The following is a 15929-nucleotide window of genomic DNA, read 5'->3' as shown; positions in this document are numbered from 1 at the left end:
GCACCGGCCGGCGCGGCGCGGTAGTCCCCGCCCGGCCGGCCAGGGCCGTGGGTCACTCCGGCGCCGCGCCCGCCGTGGCGGGTCCGGCCGAGGCCAAGCCGGTGGGCCCGGTCTCCAGCCCGCTCTCCGCGCCGGCATCCAGCTCCGCCGAGACGAGGTCCTCGTAGGTCTCACGTCGCCGGATCAGCCGGACGTCCCCGCCGTCGACCAGCACCTCCGCGGGGCGGGGCAGGCCGTTGTAGTGGCTGGCCATCGTCATGCCGTAGGCGCCGGCGGTGAAGACGGCCAGCACGTCTCCGGCCCGCAGCGAGGGGAGGAGCCGGTCCTTCGCGAGGTAGTCGCTGGACTCGCACAGCGGGCCCGCGACGTCGTAGCGCGTCAGGCCCGGCAGGTCGTGCTCGCCGGTACGGCTCACCGGTGACACGCCGTCCCGCGGCCGGGCCGGCCACAGGAAGTGGAACGTGTCGTAGAAGGCGGTCCGGATCAGGTGGCTCATCCCGGTGTCGGTGATCACGACGTTCCGCGAGCCGGAGGTCTTCAGGTAGCGCACGCTGGCCAGCAGCACGCCGGCGTTGGCCGCGATCGAACGGCCGGGCTCCATGACGACCATGCCGCCGGCGGCCACGAAGGAGCGCAGCTTCGGCACGATCACGGCGGCGAAGTCCGACCAGCCCGGGACGCCGGCCCCCTCGTAGTCCGCGGGGAAACCACCACCGATGTTGATCGTCGGGACGGGGGCGCCGTCGGCGGTCAGCTTCTCCGCCAGGGTCAGCACCTTGTCCACGGCGTCGCCGTAGGCCCGCGGGTCGAAGATCGGGGAGCCGATGTGGAAGTGCAGGCCCGCCGGCCGCAGCCAGCGGTCGTCCACGGCCAGCCGGTACACCTCGTGCACCTGGTCGAGGTCGATCCCGAACTTGCCGCCGCGGCGCCCGGTCGTGGTCTTGGCCGGGGTGCGGGAGTCGACCGCGACGTCCGGGTTGACCCGCACGGCCGCCCCCACCGGGAGTTGGCAGTCGGCCGCCGCCCGGGCGAGGGCGCGCATCTCACTCTCGGACTCCACGTTGACGCAGCGGATGCCGGAGCGCACCGCGTACCGCAGCTCCTCGTCGGACTTGCCCACACCGGCGAAGACGATCCGCTGCGCGGGCACCCCGGCCAGCAGCGCCCGGTATAGTTCGCCGCCGCTGACCACGTCCACGCCCGCGCCCGCCGCCGCGAGGTTGCGCAGCAGGTGGATGTTGCTCAGCGCCTTGRCCGAGAAGCAGATCAGCGGCGCGAGGTCAGCGAACGCGTCCGCGACCTGCCGCAGGTGGGTGACGAGAGTGCCGTGCGAGTACACGTAGACCGGCGTGCCGAAACGGGCCGCGATCTCCTCCACGGCGACGTCCTCCACGTACAGCACGCCGTCCCGGTACGTGAAACGATCCAATGCCTTCTCCCGGATGATGAGTCACGCACCATGGCGATCGTCGCGAGCTGGGGTGGGTGCCTGTCGCACCACCCCGGACGGCCGGGATCATGCGGGCAGGTGACGGCCCTGAACCTCCGGTTCGCGGCTGCGCCGACAGACACGCTCCCACTCCCGCCCGCCGTCGACGAGCCGGTCACCCGTCGTCGACAAGCAGGTGGAGGTGCTCGGGCGAGGTGAATCAGGTTCACCGTCCGACGTACCCGCGACCCGGGGCGCAGGTTCAGCGCCAACCCGCACAGAATACTGAAGCTGCCCCGATCTGACGCATCCCCGGGCTTTGGCGGCTGTGTGAGCGCTGGATCAGCGCGTGGCCGCGACCAGGCCGGGGGAGGCGGGCGCATAGCGGCTCGGCGCTCTGGGCAGGCCGAGATGGCTGCGCAGCGTGACGCCCTCGTAGGCGGTGCGGAACAGGCCGCGCCGCCGTAGTTCGGGCACGACATGGTCCACGAACAGCTCGAGCCCGGACGGGTAGGCGTCCATGTTCAGGTTGAACCCGTCGGCCGCCCGGCCGCGGAACCACCGCTCCATGTTGTCGGCGATCTGCTCGGGTGTGCCGACGACGAGCCGGTGTCCGCCGAACGGGTTACGGCCCAGCAACTGTCGCACGGTCAGGTTCTCCCGGCGCGCCTCACGCAGGATGTTTTCGACGAAACCGCTCGTTATCCCGGCGCCGCCCTGCCCGTCGATGTCGTCGGGCAGCGGCCGGTCGAGAGTGAGCCGCTGTGGGTCGACGTTCAGGCGCTCGGCGAGCAGGGCGACCTGAACGTCGAGGTCCAGCAGGGCGTCCATCTCCTCCCTGCGCCGCCGCGCCTCGGCCTGCGTGCTGCCGACCACCGTGTAGAGCCCGGGCAGGATCACCAGCGAGTCCGGGTCACGGCCGTTCGCCGCGGCCAGCCCCTTCAGCTGCGCGTAGAACGCCTGCGCCTCGGTGCAGGTGCGCTGGACGGTGAACAGCGCGTCCGCCCAGCGCGCGCCGAGCCGCCGGCTCGGCCCGGAGTCGCCGGCCTGCACGATCATCGGGCGTCCCTGCGGGGCACGCGGCACGTTCAGCGGCCCGCGGACCCGGAACGCCGGACCGACATGGTCGATGCGGTGCACCCGCGCCGGGTCGGCGTAACGGCCGGTGACCGGGTCGGCCAGCAGCGCCTCGTCCTCGAAGCTGTCCCAGAGCTTCACGACGACGTCGACGAACTCCTCGGCCCGCGCGTAGCGCTCGGCATGGCCGGGCATGCGCGGATGGCCGAAGTTGGCCGCGGCGTCGTCGCTCTGGCTGGTCACGATGTTCCAGGCGGCCCGTCCCCCGCTGACGTGGTCGAGGGTGGCGAACCTGCGGGCTACCTCGTAGGGCTCGTTGAACGTCGTCGACGCCGTCGCCACCAGGCCCACCCGTTCGGTCGCCCGGGCCATCGCCGCGAGCAGGACCACAGGGTCCAGCGAGTGCCAGGGGCGGCGGTCGAAGTCGGCCGCGAGCTGGGGCCCGTCGGCGAAGAAGACCGCGTCGAACGTGCCCCGTTCGGCGATCCGCGCGATCTCGCAGAACGCGTCGACGTCGTCCACGGAACGTGGGTTGTCCGACAGCCGCCAGGCGGCGTCGTGCCGGCCCGAGGCCAGCACGTTCGCGTTGAGGTGCAGCTGCCGTACGGGCTTGTGTCCGGTGGTCGGTTGCGCTGCGCTCTGCGTCATCGCTGGTGCGTCCTCTCGGGGCGGCGGTACGGGCCGGGCCGTGCCGGGCCGGGCGTCGGAGAGCCAGAAATCGGAGAGTCAGAAAAAGGCCGCGTCGGGCAGCGGGGTTCCGTTTATCTCGTGGTCACCGATCCACCTGGCCTTGTAGGTGCGCGGGTTGTGTGACGCGAGCGTGCGGATGTTGCGCCAGTGCCGGTCGATCTGGGTGACGTCGGCGGGCCGCGGTCGCCCCGCCGACGTCGAATACCGCCGAGGCGGCCCGCTGCCCGGTCTCGTCGACGACGACCTTCGCCTTCGCGGCCCGCAGCGCCGCGCGCAGCGCCAGCTCGCGGTCGGCCCTGCCGGCGAGGACCACCTCGGTCGAGGTACGGGATGGGCGGACTGCCGTCGCGCGGGCGCCGCCATCGGCCTCTTTGCCGCCGCTGTTGTGACGCGAGCATGACGCGTGTCACAAATATTTGTTCATCCGATAGACACAAGAGCGCAACACAACCGCCGGTGCCTACGGCCCCACCGAGGTCACGGTCAACGCGGTGATCTGGCGGTACGACCCCGGCGACCCGGCCGCTGCCCATCGGCCGGCCCGACCCGAACGTGCGGGCCTACGTTCTCGACGGCGGTCTGCTGCCGGCCGGCGCCGGGGCGACCGGTGAGCTGCACCTGGGCGGGCCGAGGTCGCCGCCGCGCGACACGGCCCGCGGCCGGTGCTGCTCGGCTTCGACGCGGACCTGGTCGCCACGCTCACCCAGGCCGCCGCACGCCGCGGGTTGACACCCACCCAGGCGGGCGGTCGTGCCGAGCGCGCCAGGCGCCGCTGTGACGTAGCCGGTGCTGGTCCCGGGCGTTCCGGCGTCCTGTAGGAGATTCACGGCAACGGTGAGCAGGGGTGAGATACGTCCGGACAAGGCGGAGAACTCCGCGGAGGAGAGCGCCGAGAAGGTGAACGCGTCGCTGCTGCGCGTCGCGTTCACGCCAGTCCTGGAAGGATTGCGCCGGATCAGGACAACCAGCGGATGGTCAGGCCCTCTCCCACGCCACTAACGGCGAATTTAGGTCAGAGGCATCCTGGGTCGAGCCGTACCTGAGAACCCGGCCGGGCGAAGGAACCGCCCCGCGGGACCATCGTAGCGACCACGCCGTTGTCACCCGACACGCAACCGCCGTTTCCGGCCACCGGAGTCCAGCCCGTCCTCCTGAGATGGTCCAGAGCATTGTCCATCCGCCAGCCCACCACATTGCTTATCGAGACGCAGCCGAGGATATGGATGTGCATACCGACTCGCGCTGTAACGGCAGTGATGACRCCGGCCGCTGGAGTCTGGCTGTTGACCACGTCGTGCAGTCCGCTGGTGCTGCATCCTTCGGAGAACGAGATGTTGTAAAACCCGGCCTGATGCAGGATGGCCGTCGCCTCCGACCGGGTCGCACCATACAGATTTGGCACGGTGGCCTGGGCCGCTGGCAGCGTGGTCGTCGAGTGGACCACTGGTACCGGAGGCGGCGCCACTGGCGGTGCGGTCGTCGAGTGGGCTACCGRTGCCGGACCGGATGCCGGAGGCGGCGCCGGCGCGGGCGGGATCCCCGGGGCCAGGGAGTGCCCAGACGACGGAGCAGGGAGTTTCGTGAAGAAGGAGGGAGGCGTGTCGCYGGTGGGGGATGCGGGTCTCGGGATGGTCGTCGGAAGACCATCCGGGATATCAGAGGTCAGTGTTGGCGTCGCCGAAAGACCATGCCCTCGCTGCTGAGCCCCGGCTTCCTGCGCTAGTGCTGAGGCGGGCTGGGACGGCGACGGAGAAGTTACACTGCCGCCTCCGGTGGAGGGCACTATGCCGCCACAACCTACCACTGCGACGACGGCCGCCGCGGCGAGCACGACGACGGGAATCCATTGCGGACGAGACACATTGCCCCTTCAGCGTGCCGGAAGACCAGTCGGTTCCTCAGGCATGAGTGTCCTGGAATAATACGGAAACGGCCTTTGCCATCCCCAGAGCCCCCTGTGGACCCGCGGTAGCACCRCCTGGCCGGGCGGTTCGACCTTGCCGCTGGCGGCAGGGTCGAACGACGGCCACATGAGCGTCAGCACCAGCGGCACGCCGTGGCATGGCCTCGATGCGTGCGGTTTCACCTCAACCCGTGCGGGTCTCATCGCGCTGTGAGCAACGAATCATGGCGAACGGGGTGAAGCGGCAGGTTCCCGCGCGGGTCTGATGCTCGCGGGAACCGTGGGCGTCTCGCGGCCGACTACCTGGGACGGGTCCGCAACGGCGGGCTTACACGGACACGATTCCCGGGAGAGCCTGCATGCGTCCTCGCCTGTTGTGTGGTCTTGCGGCCGCGGTGGCCCTGTTGGCCGCTGCCTGCGGCGGCGGGGACTCCGGGGGCGGGGGTCCCGCTCCCGCGCCGGCTGTCGGGCCGTCCCTGGCCGGCTCCGGTTTTCCGGTGAAAGTCGCCGACTGCGACGGCGTCGAGACCACCTTCGACTCCGCCCCGCAGAAGATCGTCACCAGCAATGCCTCCAGCCTGGAGACCCTGTTCTGGCTGGGTGCCGGTGACCGGGTGATCGGCACCGGTTTCCCGCCCGGCAGGGGCACCGTGCCGGAGCGGTTCGCCGAGCAGATCGCGAAGGTGCCGGTGCTGGGCGAAGGGGTGATCGCCAAGGAGAAGCTGCTCGGGTCCGGCGCCCAGCTCTACATCGACACCTTCGGCCCGCCGGCCGGCGCGGGCGGCATGAGCGGCATGGGGGACGTGGCCAGCCCGCGGGAGTTCGCCGCCGTCGGGATCAAGCACATCTACCTGCACTCGACGGCCTGCGCGGCGACGCTGGCGCACCCGCAGAACGACCTGTCGGAGGTCGAGGCGGACATCACCCGGCTCGGCGCCGTCACCGGGACCTCCGCCCGCGCCCAGGAACTGGTCGCCGACATGGAGCGGAAGACCGGCGCGGTGCGCTCGGCGATCGCCGACGTCGCGCCGGACCGGCGTCCCACATAATTTCTTCCTCGACTACGACGCCGGCACCGCGCAGCCGATGGCGATCTGCAACAGGCAGGTCGGCAACGCGGTGATCACCCAGGCCGGGGCGCGCAACATCTTCGCCGACTGTGACGGTGACTTCAGACCGGTCGGYTGGGAGGACGTGGTCTCCCGCAACCCCGACTGGATTCAGCTCGGCGTGCGCAACCAGGGCAGYCCCGGAGGCCGACGACAAAGCGTTCGACGCCGCGGCGCAGTTCCTGCGTACCTTCCCGGCCACCAGCGGTCTGACCGCGGTCAGGGAGGGCCGCTTCCTGCGCGTCGGCTCGGAGCAGACCACCATCGCCGGAGTGCGCAACGCCGACGCGGTGCAGCAGATCGCCGCTGCCCTCTACCCCGGCCGGGTCAGGCGGTAGATGCCGATCATCGCGTTCCTCCGCGGGGACGGCGGCTCCTCCGGCTCCGCGGGCGCCGCGGACAGCGCGGACACGGACCGGCCGGACCAGGGCTCGGGCACCACGGGCCGCCCGGATCGGTCCCCGGACCCCACGGCCCGGTCGGTCCGGCATCCGGGCGGCGGCGCGCGGGCCGGCTGGGTGGCCGCCGGGCTGGGCGTGGCGCTGGTCGCCGCGCTGACCCTGGCCGTCTCCCTCGGCTCCACCGATGTGCCGATGGGCGAGGTGTGGTCCGTCGTGGGCCGTCACCTCACCGGACGCCCGGCGCCACCGGGCCCCCAGGATCTGATCGTGTGGCAGCTGCGGGTGCCCCGCGCGCTGCTCGCGGCCGTGGTCGGCGCCGGTCTCGGCCTCGTCGGCACGGCGGTGCAGGCCCTGGTGCGCAACCCGCTGGCCGACCCCTACCTGCTGGGTGTCTCCTCCGGCGCCTCGCTCGGCGCGGTCGCCGCGATAGTGCTCGGCGTGGGCGCGGGCGTGGGTGGCCTGCCGCGGATCGGTGTCTCCACCGCCGCCTTCGCCGGCGCGTTGGCGTCGTTCGCCCTGGTGTGGGCGCTGGCCCGGCGCGGCGGCGGCTTCTCGCCGCTACGGCCGGTGCTTGCGGGTGTGGGCATCGGCCAGTTCCTGTCCGGTTTCACCAGCTACCTGGTGCTGCGGACGGGGGACGAGCAGCAGACCCGCGGTGTGCTCTTCTGGCTGATGGGCAGCCTCGGCGGCGCCCAGTGGGGCACGCTCGCGATACCCACCGTCACGGTGGCGTCCGGGCTGGTCGTTCTGCAGGCCCGCGCCCGCGCTCTCAACGCGCTGCTCATGGGGGACGAGACAGCGGCCGGCCTCGGGGTGGACGTCACCCGGTTGCGCCGCGAGCTGTTCGTCGTGACCAGCGTGCTCACGGGCGTGCTGGTGGCGGTCTCCGGCGCCATCGGCTTCGTCGGGCTCATGATCCCGCACGCCTGCCGGCTGGTGGTCGGCGGCGACCATCGCCGGCTGCTGCCGGTGGCGGCCCTGGCCGGGGCGGTGCTGCTGGTCGCGGTGGACATCGCCGCCCGCACCGCGCTGGACACCCAGGAGCTGCCGGTCGGMGTGGTCACGTCGCTGATCGGCGCCCCCGCCCTGCTGTACCTGCTCGACCGGCGGCTGGGACGCACGTGAGGATCGCCATCGAGGATCTTTCCGTCGTGCTCGCCGGCCGTGCCGTGGTGGCCGGTGTCCACCTGGTGGCCGGCGAGGGTGAGATCGCCGGCCTGGTGGGGCCCAACGGCAGCGGCAGGTCCACCGTGCTGCGTACCGTCTACCGGCACCTGCGGCCGCGGGCGGGGCGGGTGCTGCTGGCCCGCGCGCTCGCCCAGCAGCCGGACGTGCTGGTGCTCGACGAGCCCACCAACCATCTCGACGTGCGCCACCAGGTGGAGTTGCTCGCCCTGCTGCGTGCCCAGCGCCGCACCACCCTGCTGGCGCTGCACGACCTCAACGCCGCCGCCGCGGTGTGCGACCGGCTGCACGTGCTCCAGCACGGCACGATCGTCGCCTCCGGCGCGCCTCAGCAGGTGCTCACCCCCGCCCTGCTGGCAGCGGTCTTCGGGGTACGGGCCGCGGTCGTGGAACATCCCCTCACCGGCGACGCCCTGATCGCCTACGACCACCACACCCCAGCGGCCACACCCAACCAGCGCCAACAGCTCCCCGAAGCCGTCGGCGAAACCTGACCGCGCGGGACGTGCTCTCAGCGCGAATGCCGGTGGTTCCGGGGATGCCCCGGAACCACCCCCTCACAGGGCCATTCACGGAAAGAGAAAACTGTGCTGACGGACTGTGCCGCCTGGCCGACCCTGGTCGGCTTACGACGCCTGGCCGACCCTGGCCGACCCTGGTCGGCTTATGACGCTCGGCCGACTTCGGTGGCGGTCGGGACCTCGAGGAGCAGGCCGCTCTTGACGTCGTAGATGTACCCGTAGATCGGGATGCGCGCGGGGACGAGCGGGTGGTTGCGGACCCGGCGGACGTCCTCGGTGACGCTCGTGGCCTGGTCGGAGATCGTCAGCCAGTCGATGTAGTCGCCCTCGCGGGCGCCCGGGCCGGTGCCGACGTCGTAGAAGCCCTGGTCACCGAGGGCGGCGGTCTCCAGGCTGTTGGCGAGCAGGCCGCGGATCACCTCGTCGGTGAAGAACTCCATCCCGCAGTCGCTGTGGTGGATGATGAACCACTCCCTGGTGCCCAGCAGCTTGTACGAGATCACGAACGAGCGGATCGCGTCGTCGCTGGCGCGCCCGCCGGCGTTGCGGATCACGTGGGCGTCGCCCTCGCGCAGCCCGGCGTACTTGGCCGGGTCCAGCCGGGCGTCCATGCAGGTGAGGATGGCGAAGCCCCGGGCCGGCGGCAGGGCCAGCTCGCTCCTGTCACCGAACGAGGCAGCGTACTCTGCGTTGGCTGCGATGACTTCGGGCAGAACGGACATCTACAACGCTCCTTTGACGTGGTGACTGATCTGTCAGCTCTACGCGGTCGGAAGGAATCTCTGTAGGAACCTCTGTGCGGACGGGACTACGTGGCCGGAACCGCCGTGAGCCAGCTGTTACGGAACTGTGTGGTCGCCTGGTCCACGGTCTGCCGCACGGACGCGGCGTCCGCCGGCGCGGGTGCCGCACCGAACGTGCCGGCCAGGGCGTCGATGGCGCGCGTGACGCGCGGCTGCCACCTGCTCTCCCAGCCGAGGATGTGCTCGCGGTTGCCCGGCCGGGCGGCGAGGATGTAGCGGGCGAGGGCGCCGGTCCAGTCCTGGCCGCGCCCGCTGTCGACGCCGGACTCGTGCAGCAGCTGCGCGGTCAGCTCGTCCCTGTTGGCGGTCGCGAGCGCGGCGAAGGCCTGCTTGAACAGGGCGTCGAAGGCCGGCTTGACGACGAGGTCGAGGGCGGTGAACGCCTCAGCCCAGTCGTAGGCCAGCAGCAGGTTCTCCAGCAGTTCGCGGGCCGGCTGCCAGGCCGGATCCTGCTCCCAGACGCGGCGCGCGACCGTGCTGTCGGCGAGGTCCGGGCCGTGCGAGAGCGACAGCGACTTCGCCCGGTAGGCGATCCACTGCAGCGCGCGCAGTTCGTCGGCGGCCTGGAAGAAGGACGCGTTCGTGATGGCCGCGCTCGGCGCCAGCTGGCCGACGTACAGGCTGGTGATCTGCAGGACGTGCAGCGCGAACCGGGCGGGCAGGTAGACGCGGCCCAGGACGGCGACCCAGGCCGGGTCGAGCCCGGCGTCGTGGTCGAGGGCCTCGAAGCGGTCGACGACGCGTTCGGCGTAGATCTCGCGGTCGTGYTGGAGGGCGATGTAACGCCGATAGTTGAGCTGGGCGGGGTCGGAGAACTCCTCCCAGCTGTCGGCCTGGACCGGTGAGCCCTCACGGTGCCTGAGGTACCACTGGTTGATCGGGCTGTCCGGGTCGAGGTCGAACGGTGCGGGCTGCCTGCCGAAGTGGTAGTGGAACTTTTTGGTGACGATCTCGTATTCGTTGAGCCGGCGCCGCCCGGCGTCGGCGATGCTCCACGTGCGCAGTGAGCGCGTCGGGCCGGTCATCGGTCCTCCCGGGCCAGGTACCAGGTCAGTTCGTCGTCGCCGGTGTACTTCATCCGGCCCGCGAAGCCCGCGATGGCGGGTTCCAGCGACGGCAGGTCGATGGGCCGTCCGAGCGCCTCGGACAGGCTGGCCCGGGTGACCCGCAGGAAGCGCTGGGCGTGGATGCGTACGTACCCGGTGTTGTCGTCGACGAACAGCTCCGAGCCGGGGTTGTCCTTCTCCAGCGCGGTCTGCAGCGCGTCGACGATGTCCGGGTCGAAGCCCCGTACCACGGGGCCGACCAGGTAGTCCGGTCTGTCGGTCAACGGATGCCTCCTCAACCTCGGCAGCGGTTGTAGTGGGGCCGACCGTCGGTCGGCACCGATACGGCGATCTGCTCTCCGGACAGCCGGACCGGGTACTCGTAGAGCCGGCAGTTCGACGGGTTGACCCCCTCGCCGGTGCGCAGGTCGAACTCCCACAGGTGGCCGGTGCAGGTCAGCACGTCCCCGTCGAGGTCGCCGCCCGCGAGCGAGTACTCCGAGTGCGGGCAGATCCCCTGGTAGGCGCGTACCTGCCGGCCGGGCAGGTGCGCGAGCAGGATGGTGTCCGGGCCGACGGCGACCTCCGCGACATCGCCTTCCCAGAGATCGTCGAGGGTGGCCACGTCGTGCCAGTCACTCATCGAAGAAGACCTCGACGTGGTCGTAAGGGGAGACGCCGGTCCTGCCGATGATCTCGTCCGGGTCCAGGACCCGGCCGCCCAGCCGCACCCGGATCGGAGCGGTACGGGCGGCCACTCGCCGCCCCACCGCGTGGTGAGCGATCTTCTGCCCGACGGCCTCGGCCGTGTCCTCGTCGTCGACCACGACGCCCACCGTGGTGACGTCGCCGAGGAAGGTCCCGCTGAGCGGCAGCAGTGCCATGTCTCCTCCTTCGGTCAGTGCTTGCCGTTGGCCCAGGCGTAGTTGTCGGCGTCGACACCGTGTTCGGCCTCGGACAGGCCCATGTAGGCGAGGACGCCGCCGATGTTCGGCGGGTTGATGTCCCCGGTCCACAGCCGGTCGGTGATCGACTTGTGGCCGGCGAACCGCTCCGGCCGCCGAGTAAAGATCCACCTGCAGGGCTCGGAGCAGAACTGGTAGACGCGCCCGTTGTGTACGTGCCGGAGCGGGGCGGGGTCGGTGTGCGCGCCGGCCAGCACGCCAGCGGCGCGGACGATCGGTAGCTGGCAGAGGTTGCAGGCGACCGGCAGCGTCTCCGGGAAAGTCTCGGCGAGATTGCCCGTGCGGACGTTCTCGGTGAGCACGTCCCAGTGCTTTCCGAAGGCGCGGTTCCAGCCGGGGTACTTCTCCTCCAGCCACTGCCGTTCCTTCGGCGAGACGCCGGCGTCGGAGTTCCACCAGACGCTGGGCCGGTAGTTCCAGACGACGGTGTGGATCGCGTGGTGGTACCAGTCCAGTTCGTTGATGAACTCGTCCCAGTACCAGGGGAAGTCCAGGCCATAGTCGCGGAACTGGTCGGCGAACTGCTTGACGACCCAGTCCTGGATGAACTCCTTGAAGCTCATCTTCCGGCTGTCCAGCGGGGTGTAATAGTCCATTGACAGGCCGGTGAGCAGGGCGAACGCGCGCCAGGCCCGCCAGAACATGTGGTCGACCAGGAACTGGCCGTATTCTTTGTGGCCGTTGTCGATGAGCACCTTGATGGTGGRCTCGCCCTGTTGCGCGTGGCGCGCCTCGTCCGTCTGGATGCTCGAGATCAGTGAGCCGAACTCCAGGTCGCCGACGTCGATGGCGTCCGCGGCCATGCCGAGGAACTGCAGGTTCGTAAAACCGGTCTCCAGCGTGAAGGTGAGCTGGATCGCGACGGACAGCGCGTCGTTGGCGACGAACATGTCGTCGAAGAGGTGCCGTACGGCCAGGGTGATCCAGTTGTTGGTGTGGAACGCCTTCAGTGCCCAGTCGCCGCGCGGCTCCTTGCCGAGCAGGCCGTACGGGAAGAACGTCTGGATCTGGCCGTGCCTTACCTCGTCCAGCGTGCCGAACGTCGCGGTGTTGCGCCAGGCTGCGGCGCGCCCGAACCGGCCCATGCGGGCCTCGCCGAAGGACGCCAGGTACTCCGGCATCGCGATCGCGCCGTAGTGCGCGACGACCACGGACTTCCAGCCCGGATCGAGTTGGTCGAACAGCTTCGAGCGGCCGACGGCGTTCTTCAGCGAGTAGGTGGTGGTGTCCTTGGTGACCTGGTTGTGGACGTATTCGCGGTAACTGATCTTGTAGGGCTCGTCCCAGGCCAGCCACGCCTCGGGCGGGACACGACCGGTGCCCGACAGTTCTTCGGGGAACACGTCGGCCTCGTTGACGTAGCCGAACGTCCAGTTCATGTCGCGTGCCAGGTCGTACCAGTCACTGCGGGAGAGCTTGGGCATCGGGAGATCTCCTTCGCTGCCGGAATGCTCACGTTTGTCTACGCGGTCAGTAGACAAGGTGTACAAGCGACTGTCAAGGACTCCTAAGAATTATTCGCGGCATGTACGTGGACGGGACTTGTCAGCATCGTCGAGAGGGAATCTTGAAGAAACCGCTGACCGGTCGGTTCCGTGTCACCGGCCGACTGCCCGTCGGCCGGCTGCCGCACCGGCTGGAACGCCGGCTGCCGCACCGGTTGGGACGCCGGGCCGATCCAGGCCTGCGCGGGCAGCGCCTGCGGGGCCTGCGGGGCCTGCGGGGCCGGGGAGGCCTGCGGGCCGGCGGGGTCGCCCGACGAAGCGGTCGGGACAGGCCGCCCGGGCATCCGCCAGGATCGCCGCTCGGCCCCGCCGCCCCGCCCGGGGCCTGCCCTGCTACCCCGACCACCCCGGCCTGGCCGTGACGCGCCGTCGCCGGAGCCGGTACGACCCGAGCCCGGAATGACGGTGGGTGCTGTTGTGGCAGTCGAACGTGACAGTCGAACGTGGCAGGTCGAATGTTGTGGTCGAATGTGACAGTCGAATGTGGTGGTCAAATATGGTGCTCGAAGAAGTCGCGGCAGCGTGTGGGCGGCCTCCGAAGCGTCGAACCGCGCCGGAAGAACCGGCCGGTACGTCATCGTCCTGAACCGGGACCCGGAATGCGGATCGTCGTTCGACACCTGGTGTCGGGAATGTGGCCGGACRACATCCGGGTCAGCGAGTGGTCCGGCCGTCTTCGCCAGGGCACGGCTGGTCACGGCGCTACGGACACGTGGTCGTTCTCTCGGTCCGCCTTATTCTACCTGCTTTAGTCCGGTGCCCCGCTCGCACGCTTCGGCCACGAGCTAATGGACATTACCTGTCTCTCGGCTCACCTTGACAGATAGCGGCGAAAGGTTGCTACAGTCGGCCCATGCGAATGGCGGACGACGAACGGCACCACGGCATCGACGCGAAAGTCGTTGCCGCCCTGGACGTCATCGGCGACGCCCTGCACGTACTGGCCCGGCGTACCGCCGAGACGCACGGGCTTTCGTCGACGCAGCTGCGTATCCTGGCCTATCTGCACCACGGCCCCCCGCCGCGGGCACAGAGCACGGCGCTGGCCCGCGAGCTCAACGTCGCCGACCCGACAGTCAGCGACGCGGTCGGTGCCCTGCACCGTAAGGGGCTCGTCGAGCGCAGACGCGATCCCGACGACGGCCGGCAGCAGCAGATCGTCCTCACCCTGGCAGGCCGGCGGATCGCCGCCAAGGCCGCGCGCCGGATGGTACCCGCCGAGATCGCCCTGTCGAGCATCGACCCGACGCAGGCCGAGGACCTGTTCATCGCGCTGCTGGCCGTCCTGCAACGCTTCCACGAGGCCGATCTGATCCCCGTGTCCCGCTCCTGCACCACGTGCGACCACCTCACGGTCGCCCCGGGCACCCGCTCCGCGCGCACGCACCGCTGCGCCTACTTCGACCACGACCTGCCACCGTCCGCCCTGCGTGTCGACTGCGCCCAGCACCGCACCAAAGGCTCCCTGACCGCGGTCAGCTGACACCGCTCGTATGTCCCGCCCGGAGGTTCAGGCGGGTGTGGTTGCCTCGAAGTGGCTTGGTTGGCCGTTGCGCAGCACGAGACGGCCGAGCCGTTCGGCGTCGGTCCGCCGCGTCAGCTCCCAGCCGCCGTCCAGGCGGTGCAGCGCCACCGAATGCCAGGGTGTGGCCCAGGCGTCGCGGGCGTCCAGCAGGCGGATACCGAGCTTGGCCGCGCCCCGCCGCTGCGGGTGGATGGACAGCCGCACCGAGCGGGGATGGTGAGCGGCGATGATGTTGCTCCAGGCACGGCTGCGCTGGATCACGCCGTACGCCCGCTGTCGGCACGCGCATTGCAGCGCCGATCTGCTTCCCGCGAAGTCCGCGGTGTCGTCGACCAGGAAACGGGTGATGCCGCGGTAGAGACGCAGGGTGTCCTCGCCGGCGCGTACCTCGGCGCGCAGCTGTTCCAGGGGCGGGGCGTACCGCTCGCTCACCAGCGTCCGCTTGTCGTCGTAGGGCAGGTCACCGAGGACGTCGCGCAGGTCGAAGACGCTCAGGTGACCCAGGCGTTCGTGTCGGATCATGGCCTGTAGTCCGCCCGCGTAGGCGTCGATGTGCTCGTCCGGGACGCCGATGAGGTCGCCGAAGACGTGCCCGTCGGAGCAGATGAGCATTCGTGCCCCGGGGGCGTACACCTCCTCGACGGCCGCGCACAGCCCGTCGAGGAAACGCAGCGAGAGCCGTTCACCCTCGTCCGGGACGCGGCCGAGCACCTTGGCGGGATTGGGCGACTTGCAGGGGAAACCGGGCAGGACGAGGGAGAGGATGCGCGCGCACGTCCGGGCGACGGCCGGTGTGCTGCCAGACGTGGTGGTGGCCGCGCCGGCGACGACTGGAGCGGCGACGGCGGCGACGGTTGAGGCGGCGGCGGTTGGAGCGGCGGTGGTTGAGGCGGTGATGGCCGGGGTGGCGACATCTGGGGTGGTGATGGCAGGGGTGGCGACACCTGGGGTGGTGCCGGCGGGCGGCATGGATGACCTCCACGAGGGCATGGCGAAATGGCGCCTCGGCGGTCGCCGGGCGGTCGCGGATCGCGGTGTTCGTCCGCGGAGCCCCGCGGGCCGATCAGAAACCGGCCCCGTGAGGCATGAAGCGTTGGTCAGGCAACACGGCCCGCCCGCAGCCGATCAGAGACCGACGGCCGAACGCCGTCGGACCGCGAAAACGAGGGAACGAACGGTTGACGAGAGAACAGGCGGTTGCCGTAGCAGCCGTTTCCGTACTCGTTCTCCTGGTCGAAACTTGTTCTCCTGGTCGAAATAGGGCGCGTGACCATCTGGCCGACCTGAAAAGATGGTCCAGATGTTCTGGAGCGGCAATTATGTGACCATGAGTATCCGTCGCGGACGGCGGTGCGCGTCGATGGACGCCGGCCGCCGGAGAAGATCATCGCGAGTTTGTCGCTGTAGACGCCGATGCGRCCAAAAAGCGTATACGGCAACAAACTCGTCTGGATCATGGCCTGTGTGGATGGTTGCGGATGGGATTCGCGCTGCCTGACCGGCGCTCTAGTGCTGTGGCCGGGTTGGTTCACCGTGTTGTGGGTCGTGCTGGCGGGGCAGGCTGGTGAGACGGTGTCCGATCCAGCTGTGTGGGGGTGTGATGGSAGCACCAGTCAGGGTCCGCAGGTTGACTGATCAGGAAGGGCAGCGGCTGCAACGGATCGTGCGCCGGGGGACAACCAGCACGGTGCGGTACCGGCGGGCGATGATGCTGCTGGCCTCGGCCGGCGGAAACAGCGTGCCGGTGATCGCCCGGCTGGTCGCCGCGGA

The 15929-nt window shown here is 70.2% G+C and carries 15 protein-coding genes and 3 pseudogenes; 7 read left to right on the top strand and 11 right to left on the bottom strand.

Annotated elements, in window-relative coordinates:
- Nucleotides 1–52 precede the first annotated feature (52 nt).
- The 3 genes from lysA to BL254_RS05490 all read right to left on the bottom strand — a co-directional run bounded on the left by lysA (nucleotide 53) and on the right by BL254_RS05490 (nucleotide 3509).
- On the bottom strand, nucleotides 53–1429 hold the full coding sequence (gene lysA, locus BL254_RS05500) for a diaminopimelate decarboxylase (RefSeq protein WP_254857831.1): 1377 nt from the start codon (nucleotides 1427–1429) through the stop codon (nucleotides 53–55).
- Between the two features lie 342 nt (nucleotides 1430–1771).
- On the bottom strand, nucleotides 1772–3154 hold the full coding sequence (locus BL254_RS05495) for an LLM class flavin-dependent oxidoreductase (RefSeq protein ID WP_047221519.1): 1383 nt from the start codon (nucleotides 3152–3154) through the stop codon (nucleotides 1772–1774).
- Between the two features lie 124 nt (nucleotides 3155–3278).
- Complete coding sequence (locus BL254_RS05490) at nucleotides 3279–3509, bottom strand: hypothetical protein (protein WP_076842702.1); 231 nt, start codon at nucleotides 3507–3509, stop codon at nucleotides 3279–3281.
- Nucleotides 3510–3651: 142 nt separating this feature from the next.
- Between BL254_RS05490 and BL254_RS29270 the strand changes: the two are divergent.
- Nucleotides 3652–3829: pseudogene (locus BL254_RS29270) on the top strand (AMP-binding protein); the annotation flags it as partial.
- Here the strand turns inward: BL254_RS29270 and BL254_RS05485 are convergent.
- On the bottom strand, nucleotides 3757–4125 hold the full coding sequence (locus BL254_RS05485) for a hypothetical protein (protein WP_047221517.1): 369 nt from the start codon (nucleotides 4123–4125) through the stop codon (nucleotides 3757–3759). The pseudogene BL254_RS29270 and the gene BL254_RS05485 sit on opposite strands and share 73 nt — an antisense overlap.
- Nucleotides 4126–5458: 1333 nt before the next feature.
- On the opposite strand from BL254_RS05485, the pseudogene BL254_RS29265 reads away from it, so the two are divergent.
- From BL254_RS29265 to BL254_RS05465, 3 genes and pseudogenes are all read left to right on the top strand, one after another.
- Nucleotides 5459–6546, top strand: a pseudogene (locus tag BL254_RS29265) (ABC transporter substrate-binding protein).
- On the top strand, nucleotides 6547–7734 hold the full coding sequence (locus BL254_RS05470; protein WP_083730863.1) for an iron ABC transporter permease: 1188 nt from the start codon (nucleotides 6547–6549) through the stop codon (nucleotides 7732–7734). It abuts the pseudogene before it with no gap.
- Entirely contained in the window at nucleotides 7731–8288 is a 558-nt protein-coding gene (locus BL254_RS05465) for an ABC transporter ATP-binding protein (RefSeq protein ID WP_047221515.1), read from the top strand. The genes BL254_RS05470 and BL254_RS05465 overlap by 4 nt, the downstream gene beginning before the upstream one ends.
- 170 nt (nucleotides 8289–8458) lie before the next feature.
- Here BL254_RS05465 and BL254_RS05460 read toward each other — a convergent pair whose 3' ends face one another.
- The 6 genes from BL254_RS05460 to BL254_RS05435 form a co-directional block, all read right to left on the bottom strand.
- Entirely contained in the window at nucleotides 8459–9037 is a 579-nt protein-coding gene (locus BL254_RS05460) for a carbonic anhydrase (RefSeq protein ID WP_047221514.1), read from the bottom strand.
- Between the two features lie 86 nt (nucleotides 9038–9123).
- Complete coding sequence (locus tag BL254_RS05455) at nucleotides 9124–10143, bottom strand: aromatic/alkene monooxygenase hydroxylase subunit beta (protein WP_047221513.1); 1020 nt, start codon at nucleotides 10141–10143, stop codon at nucleotides 9124–9126.
- A complete protein-coding gene (locus BL254_RS05450; protein WP_200902306.1) occupies nucleotides 10140–10448 on the bottom strand; it encodes an MmoB/DmpM family protein in 309 nt (102 codons plus the stop codon). Before BL254_RS05450 ends, BL254_RS05455 begins: the two co-directional genes overlap by 4 nt.
- Nucleotides 10449–10459: 11 nt before the next feature.
- Nucleotides 10460–10807: a Rieske 2Fe-2S domain-containing protein gene (locus BL254_RS05445; RefSeq protein ID WP_047221511.1), complete on the bottom strand. Its 348-nt coding sequence runs from the start codon at nucleotides 10805–10807 to the stop codon at nucleotides 10460–10462.
- Complete coding sequence (locus tag BL254_RS05440; protein WP_047221510.1) at nucleotides 10800–11048, bottom strand: toluene-4-monooxygenase system B family protein; 249 nt, start codon at nucleotides 11046–11048, stop codon at nucleotides 10800–10802. Before BL254_RS05440 ends, BL254_RS05445 begins: the two co-directional genes overlap by 8 nt.
- A gap of 14 nt (nucleotides 11049–11062) precedes the next feature.
- Nucleotides 11063–12553, bottom strand: a complete 1491-nt coding sequence (locus tag BL254_RS05435) for a YHS domain-containing protein (protein ID WP_076842701.1) — start codon at nucleotides 12551–12553, stop codon at nucleotides 11063–11065.
- Nucleotides 12554–12696: 143 nt separating this feature from the next.
- Between BL254_RS05435 and BL254_RS26845 the strand changes: the two genes are divergently transcribed.
- A complete protein-coding gene (locus BL254_RS26845; protein ID WP_175648297.1) occupies nucleotides 12697–12996 on the top strand; it encodes a hypothetical protein in 300 nt (99 codons plus the stop codon).
- A 491-nt stretch (nucleotides 12997–13487) separates the two neighbouring features.
- Nucleotides 13488–14117: a MarR family winged helix-turn-helix transcriptional regulator gene (locus BL254_RS05430; RefSeq protein ID WP_083730862.1), complete on the top strand. Its 630-nt coding sequence runs from the start codon at nucleotides 13488–13490 to the stop codon at nucleotides 14115–14117.
- Between the two features lie 27 nt (nucleotides 14118–14144).
- On the opposite strand, the gene BL254_RS05425 is transcribed toward BL254_RS05430, so the two are convergent.
- A complete protein-coding gene (locus tag BL254_RS05425) occupies nucleotides 14145–15128 on the bottom strand; it encodes an L-tyrosine/L-tryptophan isonitrile synthase family protein (protein ID WP_083730861.1) in 984 nt (327 codons plus the stop codon).
- A gap of 631 nt (nucleotides 15129–15759) precedes the next feature.
- Here BL254_RS05425 and BL254_RS29260 point away from each other — a divergent pair.
- Nucleotides 15760–15929: pseudogene (locus tag BL254_RS29260) on the top strand (IS630 family transposase); the annotation flags it as partial.

Source organism: Protofrankia sp. BMG5.30 (assembly GCF_001983005.1).
Lineage (GTDB): Bacteria > Actinomycetota > Actinomycetes > Frankiales > Frankiaceae > Protofrankia > Protofrankia coriariae.
Note: the sequence above shows the minus strand (reverse complement) of the source record. Positions and strands in the feature narration are given on the sequence as shown.

Excerpts from the sequence above, each read along its gene's own strand:
- BL254_RS05495 (WP_047221519.1), bottom strand. The coding sequence starts at position 3,154 with ATGACGCAGAGCGCAGCGCAACCGACCACCGGACACAAGCCCGTACGG.
- BL254_RS05460 (WP_047221514.1), bottom strand. The coding sequence starts at position 9,037 with ATGTCCGTTCTGCCCGAAGTCATCGCAGCCAACGCAGAGTACGCTGCC.
- BL254_RS05445 (WP_047221511.1), bottom strand. The coding sequence starts at position 10,807 with ATGAGTGACTGGCACGACGTGGCCACCCTCGACGATCTCTGGGAAGGC.
- BL254_RS05440 (WP_047221510.1), bottom strand. The coding sequence starts at position 11,048 with ATGGCACTGCTGCCGCTCAGCGGGACCTTCCTCGGCGACGTCACCACG.
- BL254_RS05430 (WP_083730862.1), top strand. The coding sequence starts at position 13,488 with ATGCGAATGGCGGACGACGAACGGCACCACGGCATCGACGCGAAAGTC.
- BL254_RS05425 (WP_083730861.1), bottom strand. The coding sequence starts at position 15,128 with ATGCCGCCCGCCGGCACCACCCCAGGTGTCGCCACCCCTGCCATCACC.